The 14067-nt window shown below is 62.5% G+C and carries 15 protein-coding genes; 3 read left to right on the top strand and 12 right to left on the bottom strand.

Annotated features, from left to right (window positions below; all coding sequences use genetic code 11):
- Nucleotides 1-9: 9 nt before the first annotated feature.
- The 11 genes from rpsN to BDD18_RS10170 all read right to left on the bottom strand — a co-directional run bounded on the left by rpsN (nt 10) and on the right by BDD18_RS10170 (nt 9649).
- Nucleotides 10-315, bottom strand: a complete 306-nt coding sequence (gene rpsN, locus BDD18_RS10220; protein WP_044399267.1) for a 30S ribosomal protein S14 — start codon at nt 313-315, stop codon at nt 10-12.
- Between the two features lie 8 nt (nt 316-323).
- A complete protein-coding gene (gene rplE / locus BDD18_RS10215) occupies nt 324-863 on the bottom strand; it encodes a 50S ribosomal protein L5 (protein WP_044399265.1) in 540 nt (179 codons plus the stop codon).
- A 9-nt stretch (nt 864-872) separates the two neighbouring features.
- The gene (gene rplX / locus BDD18_RS10210; protein ID WP_011793787.1) at nt 873-1193 is read right to left on the bottom strand and encodes a 50S ribosomal protein L24; all 321 of its coding nucleotides are present in this window, start codon (nt 1191-1193) and stop codon (nt 873-875) included.
- Nucleotides 1194-1202: 9 nt separating this feature from the next.
- Nucleotides 1203-1571 (bottom strand): 50S ribosomal protein L14, encoded by a 369-nt coding sequence (gene rplN, locus BDD18_RS10205; protein ID WP_069103891.1) that lies wholly within the window; start codon nt 1569-1571, stop codon nt 1203-1205.
- Nucleotides 1572-1765: 194 nt separating this feature from the next.
- Nucleotides 1766-3358 (bottom strand): glycerol-3-phosphate dehydrogenase/oxidase, encoded by a 1593-nt coding sequence (locus BDD18_RS10200; protein WP_142083060.1) that lies wholly within the window; start codon nt 3356-3358, stop codon nt 1766-1768.
- A 198-nt stretch (nt 3359-3556) separates the two neighbouring features.
- Nucleotides 3557-5290 carry an ABC transporter substrate-binding protein gene (locus BDD18_RS10195; RefSeq protein WP_066698017.1) on the bottom strand — a complete coding sequence of 578 codons (1734 nt, stop codon included), beginning with the start codon at nt 5288-5290 and terminating at the stop codon, nt 3557-3559.
- A gap of 189 nt (nt 5291-5479) precedes the next feature.
- Nucleotides 5480-5788: a DUF2160 domain-containing protein gene (locus tag BDD18_RS10190; RefSeq protein WP_142083058.1), complete on the bottom strand. Its 309-nt coding sequence runs from the start codon at nt 5786-5788 to the stop codon at nt 5480-5482.
- Between the two features lie 12 nt (nt 5789-5800).
- A complete protein-coding gene (locus tag BDD18_RS10185; RefSeq protein ID WP_142083057.1) occupies nt 5801-6613 on the bottom strand; it encodes a carbohydrate ABC transporter permease in 813 nt (270 codons plus the stop codon).
- Complete coding sequence (locus BDD18_RS10180; RefSeq protein ID WP_142083055.1) at nt 6606-7502, bottom strand: carbohydrate ABC transporter permease; 897 nt, start codon at nt 7500-7502, stop codon at nt 6606-6608. The genes BDD18_RS10185 and BDD18_RS10180 overlap by 8 nt, the downstream gene beginning before the upstream one ends.
- Nucleotides 7499-8572, bottom strand: coding sequence for an ABC transporter ATP-binding protein (locus BDD18_RS10175; RefSeq protein WP_066784400.1), 1074 nt, complete (start codon nt 8570-8572; stop codon nt 7499-7501). Before BDD18_RS10175 ends, BDD18_RS10180 begins: the two co-directional genes overlap by 4 nt.
- Before the next feature lie 3 nt (nt 8573-8575).
- Nucleotides 8576-9649, bottom strand: coding sequence for an ABC transporter ATP-binding protein (locus BDD18_RS10170; protein WP_142083053.1), 1074 nt, complete (start codon nt 9647-9649; stop codon nt 8576-8578).
- Between the two features lie 235 nt (nt 9650-9884).
- Between BDD18_RS10170 and BDD18_RS10165 the strand changes: the two genes are divergently transcribed.
- From BDD18_RS10165 to proC, 3 genes are read left to right on the top strand one after another with little or no spacing between them, the layout of a single operon-like run.
- A complete protein-coding gene (locus BDD18_RS10165; protein WP_142083051.1) occupies nt 9885-10649 on the top strand; it encodes a DeoR/GlpR family DNA-binding transcription regulator in 765 nt (254 codons plus the stop codon).
- Between the two features lie 20 nt (nt 10650-10669).
- The gene (gene glpK / locus BDD18_RS10160; protein WP_142083049.1) at nt 10670-12163 is read left to right on the top strand and encodes a glycerol kinase GlpK; all 1494 of its coding nucleotides are present in this window, start codon (nt 10670-10672) and stop codon (nt 12161-12163) included.
- Nucleotides 12164-12221: 58 nt separating this feature from the next.
- Nucleotides 12222-13058 carry a pyrroline-5-carboxylate reductase gene (proC, locus tag BDD18_RS10155; RefSeq protein ID WP_142083048.1) on the top strand — a complete coding sequence of 279 codons (837 nt, stop codon included), beginning with the start codon at nt 12222-12224 and terminating at the stop codon, nt 13056-13058.
- A gap of 45 nt (nt 13059-13103) precedes the next feature.
- Here proC and ubiA read toward each other — a convergent pair whose 3' ends face one another.
- A complete protein-coding gene (gene ubiA / locus BDD18_RS10150; RefSeq protein WP_142083046.1) occupies nt 13104-13991 on the bottom strand; it encodes a 4-hydroxybenzoate octaprenyltransferase in 888 nt (295 codons plus the stop codon).
- Nucleotides 13992-14067 lie beyond the last annotated feature (76 nt).

Below are 14067 nucleotides of genomic sequence, written 5' to 3'. Positions count from 1 at the left end.
CCTGCCTGCTTACCAGCTGGCCTTGGTGACACCGGGGATGTCGCCATTGAAAGCCAGTTCACGGATCTTGGCGCGGGCCAGACCGAATTGACGGAACGTACCGCGTGGACGACCGGTGATTTCGCAACGGTTGCGCTGACGCGTTGGGTTGGCGTTGCGAGGGAGCTTTTGCAAGCCCAGGCGGGCTGCTTCACGCTCTTCGTCGCTGCGCTTGGCATCGCCAGCAATCGCCTTCAGTTCCGCATACTTGGTTGCGTACTTGGCGGCCAGTTTTTCGCGCTTCAGTTCGCGCTGGATCAAAGCTACTTTAGCCATGCTTCGCCTCAGTTCTTGAACGGGAAACGGAAACCTGCCAGAAGCGCCTTGGCTTCTTCGTCGGTCTTGGCCGTTGTGGTGATGCTGATGTTCAGGCCGCGCAGAGCGTCAACCTTGTCATACTCGATTTCAGGGAAAATGATCTGTTCCTTGACACCGATGTTGTAGTTGCCACGACCGTCGAAAGCACGGCCGGAAATACCACGGAAGTCACGGACGCGGGGCAGAGCCACGGTCACGAAACGATCCAGGAATTCGTACATCTGAACGCCACGCAGGGTCACCATGCAGCCGATAGCTTGGCCTTCGCGGATCTTGAAACCAGCGATAGCCTTCTTGGCCTTGGTCACCACAGGCTTTTGACCAGCAATCTTGGTTAGGTCAGCCACGGCGTTGTCCATCACCTTCTTGTCCGAAACGGCTTCGCTCACACCCATGTTCAGGGTGATCTTGGTCAGACGTGGGACTTGCATGGGCGAGGTGTAACCGAACTGCTTGGTCAGCTCGGGAGCGACTTTGTCGCGGTAAATGTCTTGCAGTCGTGCCATGTTTACCCCTTAGGCCGCCTTGATTTCAGCGCCGCTGGACTTGAACACGCGAACGCGCGAACCGTCAGCTTGCACCTTGATGCCTACGCGATCAGCCTTGCCAGTAGCCGCATTGAAGATGGCCACGTTGGACTGATGGATTGGCATAGCCTTTTCAACGATGCCGCCAGTTGTGCCCTTCATAGGGTTTGGCTTGACGTGCTTCTTGACCAGGTTGATGCCATCGATGACCAGATAAGAGTCATCCTTGCGCAACGACACTGTGCCGCGCTTGCCCTTGTCGCGCCCCGTCAGCACGATGACTTCGTCGCCTTTGCGAATCTTGTTCATAGCGCGTCCTTAGAGAACTTCAGGAGCCAGGGACACGATCTTCATGAACTTTTCGGTACGCAGCTCGCGCGTCACGGGTCCAAAGATGCGGGTGCCGATAGGCTCCAACTTTGAATTCAGCAACACTGCAGCGTTGCCGTCGAATTTGACGAGCGAACCGTCGCCGCGACGAATACCCTTCGCCGTGCGAACCACCACCGCACTGTAAACCTCGCCTTTTTTGACGCGGCCACGTGGAGCGGCTTCCTTGATGCTCACCTTGATGATGTCGCCAACGCTTGCATAGCGACGCTTAGAGCCACCCAGCACCTTAATGCAAAGGACGGACTTAGCGCCGGTATTGTCGGCAACCTCTAACCGAGATTCTGTTTGGATCATTTCAATATTCCCAACTTGCACCAGAAGACAACAGCCCCAGAGAACTTCTCAAGGGCCGCAAATCAGCCAGTCAGTCTTGGGCCCGTCGTCCGCACTGCAAACCATTTGCAGCACTTCCCGCTGGGCAGAAACTCCGCGCTTTGAACGCGAAGCCCACGATTATTGCAAAGTGAAAGCGCCTAGTCAAGCGCTTATCACATTTCTGGGCGCAAATATTGTTGCGCCAATGCCAAGAAGGCGGGCAGCTGGGGGTCGATGCCCAACTCTTCTTGGAGGATGCCTGCGACAGCAGGGGCCATGTCGATGGCTTTGCGCGCATCGAGGAACAGCAGGCGAGAACGGCGTGCGAGCACATCCTCCACCGTTCGTGCGTATTCAAACCGCGCGGCAAAGCGCACCATGGCTTCCGTCAAGCCCCCACCCAACTCCTTGGCGCTACCTGGCAAAGCCGCCACTGTGGCGGCTTCTGCGCCATAGAGATGGATGCCAGGGGCATCGCTGATGCTGTGCTGAACTGCCCCTACAGGCGATCCAACCAGCGGAAGCTGATTGGTAATGCCCGCCGCCTTGGGAGGCAGCACCCCCGTGTCGAAGCACTTTTGCAGCACGTCTTCCGCCATGGCCCGGTAGGTGGTCCATTTGCCGCCCGTCACGGTGACCAGGCCACTGCGGCTGGCCAGCACGATGTGTTCGCGGCTGATGCTCTTGGTGTTACCGCCATCATCATCCTGCGGTTTGACCAAGGGCCGCAGGCCCACCCAGATGCTGCGAATGTCTTCCTGCTTTGGCGCGCGCGATAGATAACGTGCAGATTCGTTCAGGATGAAGGCTACTTCTTCCTTGAATGGGAGCGGCTCACGCACCACATCCTGGCGCGGACTGTCGGTGGTGCCCAGAATGACTTTGCCCAGCCAAGGCACGGCAAACAGCACCCGCCCGTCGGCTGTCTTGGGCACCATCAGCGCGTGGTCGGATGGCAAAAATTCCCGATCCACCACGATGTGCACGCCCTGGCTGGGGGCAACCATGGGTTTGACGGGCTTGCCGATGGCTTCGCCATCCATTTGGCGCAGCCCATCCACCCACACGCCAGTGGCATTCACCACGCAGCGGGCCCGCACACTGAAGGAGCGGCCGCTTTCAGCGTCTTCACACTCAAAACCAGTCACGCGCCCACCTTCATGCACCAACTTCTTGGCGGGGCAGTAATTGACCAGCAGAGCGCCCCGGGCTGCCGCAGTGCGGGCCAAGGCCAAGGCCAGGCGGGCGTCATCAAACTGACCATCCCAGTACTTCACCCCCCCCTTGAGGCCATCTTGCCGGGCGGTGGGCAGGCACTGGAGGGTGCGTTCACGCCCCAGGAATTGTGTGGACCCCAGGCCGGCCTTGCCTGCAAGGGCGTCATACATCGTGAGGCCGATGCCATAAAACGGCGTCTCCCAACAGCGATAGGAGGGCATCACGAACGCCAGGGGTTGCGCCAGGTGGGGCGCGTTGCTGAGCAGCGTGGTGCGCTCGTGCAGTGCCTCGCGCACCAGGGAGATGTTGCCTTGTGCCAGGTAGCGAACGCCTCCGTGCACCAGCTTGGTGGCGCGCGACGACGTTCCCTTGGCGAAATCATGTGAATCCACCAGCACCACGCTGAACCCTCGTGCGGCGGCGTCCAGCGCCACACCCAGGCCGGTTGCTCCGCCGCCGATCACGGCCAGATCGTAGACATGCGGCTGGGCCAGGCGGTCCAACAAATCGGAGCGCTGGGTGGAGAGGGGTGCAGAAACGTTGGTCATGGGATGCGATTGTCCATGGGATAGGGCATGGAATAAGGGTTTACCCTTAATTTTCGACCTTGGTGCATGGCCACCAGCTGCCGATCTTCTGGATCGGCAGGGGGCCTGAAGCCAGAGCCTCCTGCGGGGCACCAGGAAAAAACTGCCCACCCCGGGAATGGGTCTGACGGGCCGTGGAACCCGTCAGACCAGCGCTGATTAGCGCACCTTGCCAGCCTTCCAGGCGTCCAGCAGGGTTTGGTACGCGATGGTTTCACCCTTTGGCTTTTCGTTGGCCAGCTTCTTCCAAGGGGCTTGCTTGTCGCTCAGCCACTTGTTGGGATCTTCCTTCTTGTTCAGCTTGGGCGCGCACTTGGCCATGCCAGCGCGTTCCAGACGGGCCATCACCTGATCCATTTCGTCAGCCAGCGTGTCCATGGCGCCTTGAGGGGTCTTTTCACCCGTCACGGCCTGGGCCACGTTCTTCCACCACAGCTGGGCCAGCTTGGGGTAGTCAGGCACGTTGGTCCCGGTGGGCGACCATGCCACGCGGGCGGGGCTGCGGTAGAACTCGACCAGACCACCCAGCTTGGGGGCTGCGTCGGTCATGGCCTTGCTCTGGATGTCCGATTCGCGGATCGGTGTCAGGCCCACCAGGGTCTTCTTCAGAGAAGTGGTCTTGGCGGTCACGAACTGGGCATAGAGCCAGGCGGCAGCCGTCTTGTTGGCGTCGTGGTCCTTGAAGAAGGTCCAGCTGCCCACGTCCTGGTAGCCGTTTTGCATGCCTTGCTTCCAGTAAGGGCCATTGGGGCCAGGGGCCATGCGCCACTTGGGTGTGCCGTCGGCGTTCACCACAGGCAGGCCGGGCTTGGTCATGTCGGCCGTGAAGGCGGTGTACCAAAAGATTTGCTGGGCGATCTGGCCTTGCGCGGGCACAGGGCCGGCTTCGCCGAAGGTCATGCCCATGGCTTCCTTGGGCGCGTACTTCTTCATCCAGTCCACGTACTTGGTGAGCGCATAGACGGCGGCGGGCGAGTTGGTCGCACCGCCACGGGCCACGCTGGCGCCCACGGGCGTGCACTTGTCGTCAGCCACGCGGATACCCCACTCATCGATGGGCAGACCGTTGGGCGTGCCGATGTCGGCGGAACCAGCCATGGACAGCCATGCATCGGTGAAGCGCCAGCCCAGCGATGGGTCCTTCTTGCCGTAGTCCATGTGGCCATAGATAGGCTTGCCGTCGATTTGCTTGACGTCGTTGGTGAAGAACTCGGCGATGTCTTCGTAGGCGGACCAGTTCAGTGGCACGCCCAGGTCGTAGCCGTACTTGGCCTTGAACTTGTCCTTCAGGTCCTTGCGCTCGAAAAGGTCGGCGCGGAACCAGTACAGGTTGGCAAACTGCTGGTCGGGCAACTGGTACATCTTTCCATCAGGCCCGGTGGTGAATTTGGTGCCGATGTAGTCCTTGATGTCGATGCCGGGATTGGTCCACTCCTTGCCTGCGCCGCCCATGTAGTCGGTCAGGTTCAGGATCTTGCCGTAGCGGTAGTGGGTGCCGATCAGGTCGGAGTCAGAGATCCAGCCGTCGTAAATCGACTTGCCCGACTGCATGGAGGTCTGCAGCTTCTCGACCACGTCGCCTTCCTGGATGAGGTCGTGTTTGACGGTGATGCCCGTGATTTCAGTGAACGCCTTGGCCAGGGTCTTGGCTTCGTATTCGTGGGTGGTGATGGTCTCGGAGACGACCGAGATTTCCTTCACGCCCTTGGCCTGCAGCTTCTTGGCGGCTTCGATGAACCACTTCATCTCGGCCATCTGCTGGTCTTTGCTCAGCGTGGATGGCTGAAACTCACTGTCGATCCACTTCTTGGCCTCTGCCTCGCCGGCCCAGGCGGCGTGACCCAAAACCAGGGTCGCGGCGGCGAACGCAATCGCCTTGAACTGCACCTTCATTGCTGTCTCCTCAGATGGAACCCCCTTGGGTAGAACAACACCGGCCCCGGGGGGAATCAGGCCGGCGCTTGGCACACCGTCAAAAACGATAGCTGCTTGCGCTTGATTTCAAAGGGTTTAAAACACTTTTAATGCTCAAACCTTTTATTTAAAAGCGCTACCAGCTCTCATTTCAATAGCAAATATCCGTCAACCCTTGCGCAGAATCAGCCCCAGCAACGCCATCGACAAGACGAAGCTGATCCACACCGAAGGCTCGTTCTCCAGGCTTAGCCATTGCGCCATGCGCCCGCTCAGGCCCACAAAAATCAGGTTCACATAAGCGGCCGACAACAGGCCGATGAAGAGGCGATCCCCCCGCGTGGTGGCAATGGGCAAAAAGCCCTTGCGCATGGTGGTGGGCGACTTGATTTCCCACACCGTCATGCCGATGAGCATGAGCACGATGCAGGTGAAGAACACGGCCACGGGCGTGGTCCAGGCCATCCAGTCAAACATTTGCCAATCTCCTCAGACACGGCCCATCGCAAAGCCTTTTGCGATGTAGTGGCGCACAAACCAGATCACGATCGCACCCGGCACGATGGTCAGCACACCAGCAGCAGCCAGCGTCGCCCAGTCCATGCCGCTCGCACTCACCGTGCGCGTCATCGTGGCAACGATGGGCTTGGCGTTCACGCTGGTCAGCGTGCGGGCCAGCAGCAGCTCCACCCAGCTGAACATGAAGCAGAAGAACGCCGCCACCCCCACACCCGCCTTGATGAGCGGCAGGAAGATGGTGAGGAAGAAGCGCGGAAAGCTGTAGCCGTCGATGTAGGCCGTCTCGTCAATCTCGCGCGGGATGCCGCTCATGAAGCCTTCCAGAATCCACACCGCCAGCGGCACGCTGAACAGCAAGTGCGCCAGTGCCACAGCGATGTGCGTGTCCATGAGCCCCACGGTGGTATAGAGCTGGAAGAACGGCAGCAGAAACACAGCGGGCGGCGTCATGCGGTTGGTGAGCAGCCAGAAGAACACATGCTTGTCCCCCAGAAAGCTGTAGCGCGAGAACGCGTAGGCTGCAGGCAAGGCCACGGTGAGCGTGATCACCATGTTGATGCTCACGTAGATCAGGCTGTTGATGTAGCCCGAGTACCAGCTCTCATCGGTGAAGATGGTCTTGTAATTGGCCCAGGTGAAGTGCTGCGGGAAGAACGTGAAGGTCGAGAGGATCTCCTCGTTCGTCTTGAAGCTCATGTTCACCATCCAGTAGATGGGCAACACGGCAAACAACAGGTACGCGAACAGGAACAGCGTCCGCTTCTGGAAGCGTTTTTCATGCATGGCCAGCCCCTTCGTCGCTGACGGTGCCCACGCGCTGCATCCAGTTGTAAAGGATGAAGCACAGCAGCAGGATGATGAAGAAATAGATCAGCGAGAACGCTGCAGCAGGCCCCAGGTCAAACTGGCCCACGGCCTTGGTCGTGAGGTATTGGCTCAGGAACGTGGTGGCATTGCCCGGCCCGCCGCCCGTCAGCACAAAGGGCTCGGTGTAGATCATGAAGCTGTCCATGAAGCGCAGCAGCACGGCAATCATCAACACGCCGCGCATCTTGGGCAGCTGGATGTAGCGGAACACCGCCAGCTTGCTGGCACCGTCAATGCGGGCCGCCTGGTAATACGCATCCGGAATGGATCGCAGCCCGGCAAACGCCAGCAGCGCCACCAGCGGTGTCCAGTGCCACACATCCATCAGCAGCACCGTGAGCCACGCCTGCGTGGCGTTGCCGGTGTAGCTGTAGTCAATGCCCATCTCCTGCAGCAGGCGGCCCATCAGGCCAATGTCGGCGCGGCCATAAATCTGCCAGATGGTGCCCACCACGTTCCACGGAATCAGCAGCGACAGCGCCACCGTGACCAGCACGGCAGACGACTTCCAGCCCTGCGCGGGCATGGACAGCGCCAGCAGGATGCCCAGCGGAATCTCCACTGCCAGCACAGCCAGCGAGAAGGTGATCTGCCGCAAGAGCGCAGCGTGCAGCTCCTCGTCGCGCATGATCTGCACGAACCATTCAGTGCCCACAAACACGCGGCGCTCAGGGCTGATGATGTCCTGCACCGAATAGTTCACCACCGTCATCAAGGGCAGGATGGCCGAGAAGGCCACGCAGATGATGACGGGCAGGATCAGGAACCAGGCTTTCTGGTTGACGGGTTTGGTCGTTGTACTCATGCCAACAACTCCTCGTTTTGATAGAAGCAGGTGTGCTCACCCAGCACCTGCAGCCAGATGCTGTCGCCCACCGCGGGCAAGGCCACCTCGGGGGCCACGCGGGCCTTGATGGTGTGATCGCCCACCTGGGCGGTGAGCATCTGGTAGGTGCCAATGTCCTGCACCTGTGCCACGCGGCACTGCAGTGCGCCTGCGGCTTGCGGGGCAGAGAGCGCCAGGTATTCAGGCCGCACACCCACCTGCAAAGCACCTTCGGGCAGGCTGCGGGCGGGCAAGGCCATGCGCTGGCCCGCCACCTGCAGCGTGGCGCCATCCACCACCGCGGGCAGGAAGTTCATGCCGGGCGAGCCAATGAAGTGGCCCACAAAGGTGTGCGCGGGCTTTTCAAACAGCGCATCGGGCGTGCCCAGCTGCATCACACGGCCACGGCTCATCACCACCACCTTGTCGGCAAAGGTCAGCGCTTCCACCTGGTCGTGCGTCACGTAGATCAGCGTGAGCTTGAGCTCATGGTGAATCTGCTTGAGCTTGCGGCGCAATTGCCACTTGAGGTGCGGGTCGATCACGGTGAGCGGCTCGTCAAACAGCACCGCCGCCACATCCGAGCGCACCAGGCCGCGACCCAACGAGATCTTCTGCTTCTGGTCGGCCGACAGGCCCGCCGCACGCATGTCGAGCTGGTGGCTCATCTCCAGCATCTCGGCAATCTGGCCCACGCGCTGCTTGATCTGCGCCTCGGGCACCTTGCGGTTCTTCAGCGGGAAGGCCAGGTTCTCGGCCACCGTCATGGTGTCGTAGATCACCGGGAACTGGAACACCTGGGCAATGTTGCGGTTCTGCGGCGTGGCGCGCGTCACATCGCGGCCATCGAACAGCACCTTGCCGTGCGAAGGCACCAGCAGGCCCGACATGATGTTGAGCATGGTGGTCTTGCCGCAGCCCGAGGGGCCGAGCAGCGCGTAGGCACCACCGTCTTCAAAGTCCATCTTGAGCGGCAGCAGCGCGTAGTCGCTGTCCTGCTGCGGGTTAGGCCGGTAGGAATGGGCCAGATCCAGCTGGATATGTGCCATGGTTCAGCGCCCTCCCGCGCGCTGGGGGGCCAGCACCAGAGCCTCGTCCGCACCGAACACATAGGCCTGGGCCGGGTTCAGGTGCAGGCGAACCTGTGCGCCCAGTTCAAAGTAATGCACACCGGTGAGTTGGGCCACCAGCTCGCCCCAGGGCGTGTCTACGTGCACAAAGGTGTCAGAGCCCGAAATCTCGGCCAGTTCCACCACGCCCTGCACTTCCACATCGCCCGGGCGGGCCTGCACGCGCAGCGCACTGGCGCGCACGCCCACAGTGAGCGAAGCGCTGGCCGTGGGGGGCAAAGGCAGTGGCAGCACCGTGCCATCGCTCAGGCGCACGCCGCCGTCCTGGCGGGTGGCGGTCATCAGGTTCATCGGCGGGTCGCTGAATGCGCGCGCCACGCTCAACGAATTGGGTGCATGGAACACCTCGGCCGTGGGGCCGTATTGCAGCAGGCGGCCTTCGTGCATCACAGCGGTGTAGCCGCCCAGCAGCAGGGCCTCGCCCGGCTCGGTGGTGGCGTAAACCACGGTGGATTGCCCGGCGGCAAACAGCTGGGTCAGCTCCTCGCGCAGTTCCTCGCGCAGCTTGTAGTCCAGGTTCACCAGGGGTTCGTCCAGCAGCATCAGCGGCGCGCCCTTGGCCAGCGCACGGGCCAGCGCCACGCGCTGCTGCTGGCCGCCCGACAGCTCGGCGGGCAGGCGGTCCAGAAACATCTCGATGTGCAGGCGGCTGGCCAGTTCGCGAACGCGGGCGTCGATGTTTTTCTCGCCGCGCAGCTTCAGCGGCGAGGCGATGTTGTCAAACACCTTCATCGAGGGGTAGTTGATGAACTGCTGGTACACCATGGCCACGTTGCGCTCGCGCACAGGGGTGCCCGTCACATCCTTGCCATCCACCAGCACGCGCCCCTGCGTGGGCACGTCCAGCCCCGCCATGATGCGCATCAGGCTCGTCTTGCCCGCCTGGGTCGCGCCCAGCAATACCGTCACGGCATTGCTTTGCAGCGCCAGGCTCATGTCATACAGCCAGGTCTGCGCCCCGACTTTCTTGCTGATGCCGTCCAACGCCAGCTGCATGAAGCATCCTCTTCCGCCCCTTGGGCCTGTGTGAAAGGACTGCGCACCTAAGCTGCAGCCCACAACTTTCGAACTTGCTCATTTTTGTTCTTTTTTGTTCGAATCGAATCAAGGTTTACCCTTAATGCATTCGTTTTTTTTCGCTTTACAGTCTCGAACGCTCCATCGACGCGCCGATCAGATGTTTCAAATTTGTTACGCGTCGGTGGCAACCCACGCACCCAGCCCCCCCACCGTGAACACCAACCCCCGCCAACTCCAACTGCTTGAAGAAGTGCGTGCGCGCAAATCCGCCACGGTGGAACAGCTTGCCGACACCCTGGGGGTCACGCTGCAAACAGTGCGCCGCGATGTGCAGCGCCTGGCGGAATCTGGCCTGCTCACCCGCTTTCACGGCGGCGTGCGCGTGCCCAGCTCCACGGTGGAGAACCTGGCCCACACCCAGCGCGAAACCCTGCACGCCGATGGCAAAGCCCGCATTGCGCGCGCCGTGGCCGAACAGGTGCCCAACGACTGCTCACTGATCCTGAACATCGGCACCACCACCGAGGCCATTGCCAAGGCGCTGCTGCACCACCGGGGCCTGCGCGTCATCACCAACAACCTGAATGTGGCCGCCATCCTCAGCAGCAACCCCGAGTGCGAGGTCATCGTCGCTGGCGGGGTGGTGCGCGCGCGCGACCGGGGCATCGTGGGCGAGGCGGCGGTGGATTTCATCCGCCAGTTCAAGGTGGACATCGCGCTCATCGGCATCTCGGGCATCGAGCCCGATGGCTCGCTGCGCGACTTTGACTACCGCGAAGTGAAGGTGGCGCAAACCATCATCGAACAGGCCCGCGAGGTCTGGCTGGCCGCCGACCACAGCAAATTCAACCGGCCAGCCATGGTGCAATTGGCCACGCTCAATCAGATCGGGCGGCTATTCACCGATGCGCCTCCGCCCGAGCCCTTCCCTGCCTTGTTGCAAGATGCCGGCGTCATCTGCACCGTAGCTGCTTGAACCCCTGAATTCTTTTGACCATGACCTACCTGCTCGCACTCGACCAAGGCACCTCCAGCTCCCGCAGCATCGTGTTCGATGAACGCGGCCACATCGTGGCGCAGGCGCAGCTCGAATTGCCCCAGATCTACCCCCAGCCCGGCTGGGTGGAGCACGACCCGCTGGAAATCTGGCGCACCCAGCTCGCCACCGCACGCGATGCGCTGGCCAAGGCGGGCATAGCCGCCAATGCCGTGCGGGCCGTGGGCATCACCAACCAGCGCGAAACCACCGTGCTGTGGAACCGCAAGACCGGCCAGCCCGTGCACCACGCCATCGTGTGGCAAGACCGGCGCGCCGAGCCCGCCTGCGCCCAGCTGCGCGAACAGGGCCACGAAGCCACCATCCAGGCCAAAACCGGGCTGCTGGTGGACGCCTACTTCTCCGGCACCAAACTGCAATGGCTGCTGGACAACGTGCCCGGCGCCCGCGAAGCGGCCGAGCGTGGCGAACTGGCCTTTGGTACGGTGGACAGCTGGCTGATGTGGAAGCTGACCCATGGCCAGGTGCATGTGACGGACGTGAGCAATGCCGCGCGCACCATGCTGTTCAATGTGCATACCAACCAGTGGGACGACGAGCTGCTGGCGCTGCTGCGCATTCCCAAGGCCCTGCTGCCCGAGGTGCTACCGTCCGCCGCGCACTTTGGAGACACAGCCGCCGACCTGCTGGGCCATTCCATCCGCATCGGCGGCGTGGCGGGCGACCAGCAAAGCGCGCTCTTTGGCCAGGCCTGCTTTACGGCGGGCATGGCCAAGAACACCTATGGCACCGGCTGCTTCATGCTGATGCATACGGGCAATGTCTTCCAGACATCACAAAACGGCTTGCTCACCACCAGCGCAGCGCAGGCTTCCCAGCAGCCTGAGTTCGCCATGGAAGGCAGCGTATTTGTGGGCGGCGCCGTGGTGCAGTGGCTGCGCGATGGCCTGCGCGCCATCACCAACAGCAGCGAGGTGGAGTCCCTCGCCCAAAGCGTGCCTGATTCGGGCGGCGTGATGATGGTGCCCGCCTTCACCGGCCTGGGCGCGCCCTACTGGAAGCCCGACGCACGCGGCACCATCACCGGCCTGACGCGTGGCACCACCATTGCCCACATTGCGCGCGCCGCACTCGAAAGCATCGCCTACCAAAGCGCCGCCCTGCTGCTGGCCATGAGCCGCGACGCCGTGGCCGCCGGTGGCGCCCCGGTGAGCGAGCTGCGCGTGGACGGCGGCGCCTGCGTGAACGATTTGCTGATGCAGTTCCAGGCCGACCTGCTGGGCATTCCGGTGGTGCGCCCCGCCGTGATTGAGACCACCGCCCTGGGCGCAGCCTACTTGGCGGGCCTGTCGAGCGGCGTGTACGCCAGCACCGACGAACTCTCGCACCTCTGGCGCGCCGACCGGCGCTTCGTGCCCACGCTCGGCAACGGCCGCGCGCAGGAATTGATGGCGAACTGGGAACACGCCGTGCGGCAGACCACCGCAGAGTGAACTCAAAGCGCGGCGGCGCTACCATCGTGGCCCCTGTTGTTGCCATCTTGCACATCCCATGAGCCAAACCGCCGCATCTCCATCCCTCCCCACCATCGCCTTCATCGGCGGCGGCAACATGGCCAGCGCCATCATTGGCGGGCTGATCCACCAAGGCCAGCCGGCCAGCCAGATCGAAGTGGTGGAACCCTGGGCCGAGGCGCGCGAGGCGCTGCGCAAGAACTACGGTATCGAAGCGCAGGCCGAGGCGGGCCCTGCGCTGCAACGCGCGGGTATCGTGGTCTGGGCCGTCAAACCCCAAACCTTCAAGGATGCCGCCGCGCAAGCCAAAGCCCACACGCAAACCGCCCTGCACCTGAGCGTGGCGGCAGGCATCCGCTCGGACAGCATTGCCCAGTGGCTGGGCTCTGAGCGCGTGGTGCGCACCATGCCCAACACGCCCGCCCTGGTGGGCAAGGGCATGAGCGCGCTGTACGCCCGCCCAGCCGTCACGGCAGCGGAACGCCAGAGCGTGGAAGCCATCATGGCGTCCACCGGTGAGTTCCTTTGGGTGGAGAGCGAGAAGCAGCTCGACGCCGTGACGGCCCTTTCTGGCTCCGGCCCAGCGTACGTTTTCTACTTCCTCGAAGCCATGACCCGCGCGGGCGTGGGCATGGGGCTGAGCGAACAGCAGGCGCACCAGCTGGCCGTAGGCACGTTTGTAGGCGCGTCGGAACTGGCCCGCCGATCAGACGAGCCCCCGGCCGTGCTGCGCCAGCGTGTCACATCCAAGGGCGGCACCACCTATGCCGCGCTGCAGTCGATGGAGGCTGATGGCGTGGGCGCCGCGTTCGAGCGCGCCATGCAGGCCGCTTGCCAACGCGCCGATGAATTGGGCAACGAATTTGGTGCTTGAAGCGTTTTTTGGCTCTAGCGCTTATTCAATAAGCGCTAGCAGCTATCAATTAGTGAGCAAATGCCGCGCAAGGTAACTGCCTGCAATGCCCGCAAACACCGTGGCGCCCAGCCAGTGGTTGATGCGGAAGGCCTTGAAGCAGCCCTCGCGGGTGCGGGTGCGGATCAGCGTGAAGTGCCACACGGCCTGCGCCAGGGCGGCGGCCATCGCTACATAAAAAATAGCACCCAGCGCATAGGGGGCAAGCGCTACCGCCCAAATGCCCAGAAACAGCAGATAGAACAGAGAAATGCCCGCCACATCAAAGCGCCCCAGGGTGATGGCCGAGGTCTTGATGCCGATCTTGAGGTCATCGTCGCGGTCCACCATGGCGTATTCGGTGTCGTAGGCCAGCACCCAGAACAGGTTGCCCAGCCACATCCACCACGCCACCGCAGGCACGCTGTCCTGCACCGCGGCAAAGGCGATCACGATGCCGAAGTTGAACGCAATGCCCAGCACCGCCTGCGGCATGGCAATGAGGCGTTTGGTGAACGGGTAGGCAATGGCCACCAGCACGGCGGGCACCGACCACAGGACGGCCGCCATGTTGGTGGTGAGCACCAGGCCGAACGACACCAGGGCCAGCACTGCGCCCAGGCCCAGGGCTTCTTTGACGGACACCTGCCCGGTGGTGACCGGGCGCTGCGCCGTGCGTTTGACGTGCTTGTCAAAGTCGCGGTCGGCCACGTCGTTCACGCAGCAGCCCGCGCTGCGCATGAGGATGGTGCCCAGCACAAACACGATGAGCAGGTGCCAGCCCGGAAAGCCGTCGGCCGCAATCCACAGCGCGCTGAGCGTGGGCCACAGGCACACCAGCCAGCCGGCGGGGCGGTCCCAGCGGATGAGGTCGAGGTACAGGCCAAAGCGGCTGCGGGGGGAGACGGCGGACATGGCGGGCAACGGCTGGAACAACAAGGAGGGGCTGCCCCGTCCACACACGCGGGCAGGGCGCACCGAATGTAGCAGC

The organism is Acidovorax temperans (assembly GCF_006716905.1).
In the GTDB taxonomy this organism is placed as follows: Bacteria; Pseudomonadota; Gammaproteobacteria; order Burkholderiales; family Burkholderiaceae_C; genus Acidovorax; species Acidovorax temperans.
This window is presented reverse-complemented; position numbering and strand designations above follow the sequence as displayed.

Coding starts and splice junctions, on each gene's coding strand:
- rpsN (WP_044399267.1), bottom strand. CDS start 315: ATGGCTAAAGTAGCTTTGATCCAGCGCGAACTGAAGCGCGAAAAACTG.
- rplE (WP_044399265.1), bottom strand. CDS start 863: ATGGCACGACTGCAAGACATTTACCGCGACAAAGTCGCTCCCGAGCTG.
- rplX (WP_011793787.1), bottom strand. CDS start 1,193: ATGAACAAGATTCGCAAAGGCGACGAAGTCATCGTGCTGACGGGGCGC.
- rplN (WP_069103891.1), bottom strand. CDS start 1,571: ATGATCCAAACAGAATCTCGGTTAGAGGTTGCCGACAATACCGGCGCT.
- BDD18_RS10200 (WP_142083060.1), bottom strand. CDS start 3,358: ATGACCAACGTTTCTGCACCCCTCTCCACCCAGCGCTCCGATTTGTTG.
- BDD18_RS10195 (WP_066698017.1), bottom strand. CDS start 5,290: ATGAAGGTGCAGTTCAAGGCGATTGCGTTCGCCGCCGCGACCCTGGTT.
- BDD18_RS10190 (WP_142083058.1), bottom strand. CDS start 5,788: ATGTTTGACTGGATGGCCTGGACCACGCCCGTGGCCGTGTTCTTCACC.
- BDD18_RS10185 (WP_142083057.1), bottom strand. CDS start 6,613: ATGCATGAAAAACGCTTCCAGAAGCGGACGCTGTTCCTGTTCGCGTAC.
- BDD18_RS10180 (WP_142083055.1), bottom strand. CDS start 7,502: ATGAGTACAACGACCAAACCCGTCAACCAGAAAGCCTGGTTCCTGATC.
- BDD18_RS10175 (WP_066784400.1), bottom strand. CDS start 8,572: ATGGCACATATCCAGCTGGATCTGGCCCATTCCTACCGGCCTAACCCG.
- BDD18_RS10170 (WP_142083053.1), bottom strand. CDS start 9,649: ATGCAGCTGGCGTTGGACGGCATCAGCAAGAAAGTCGGGGCGCAGACC.
- glpK (WP_142083049.1), top strand. CDS start 10,670: ATGACCTACCTGCTCGCACTCGACCAAGGCACCTCCAGCTCCCGCAGC.
- proC (WP_142083048.1), top strand. CDS start 12,222: ATGAGCCAAACCGCCGCATCTCCATCCCTCCCCACCATCGCCTTCATC.
- ubiA (WP_142083046.1), bottom strand. CDS start 13,991: ATGTCCGCCGTCTCCCCCCGCAGCCGCTTTGGCCTGTACCTCGACCTC.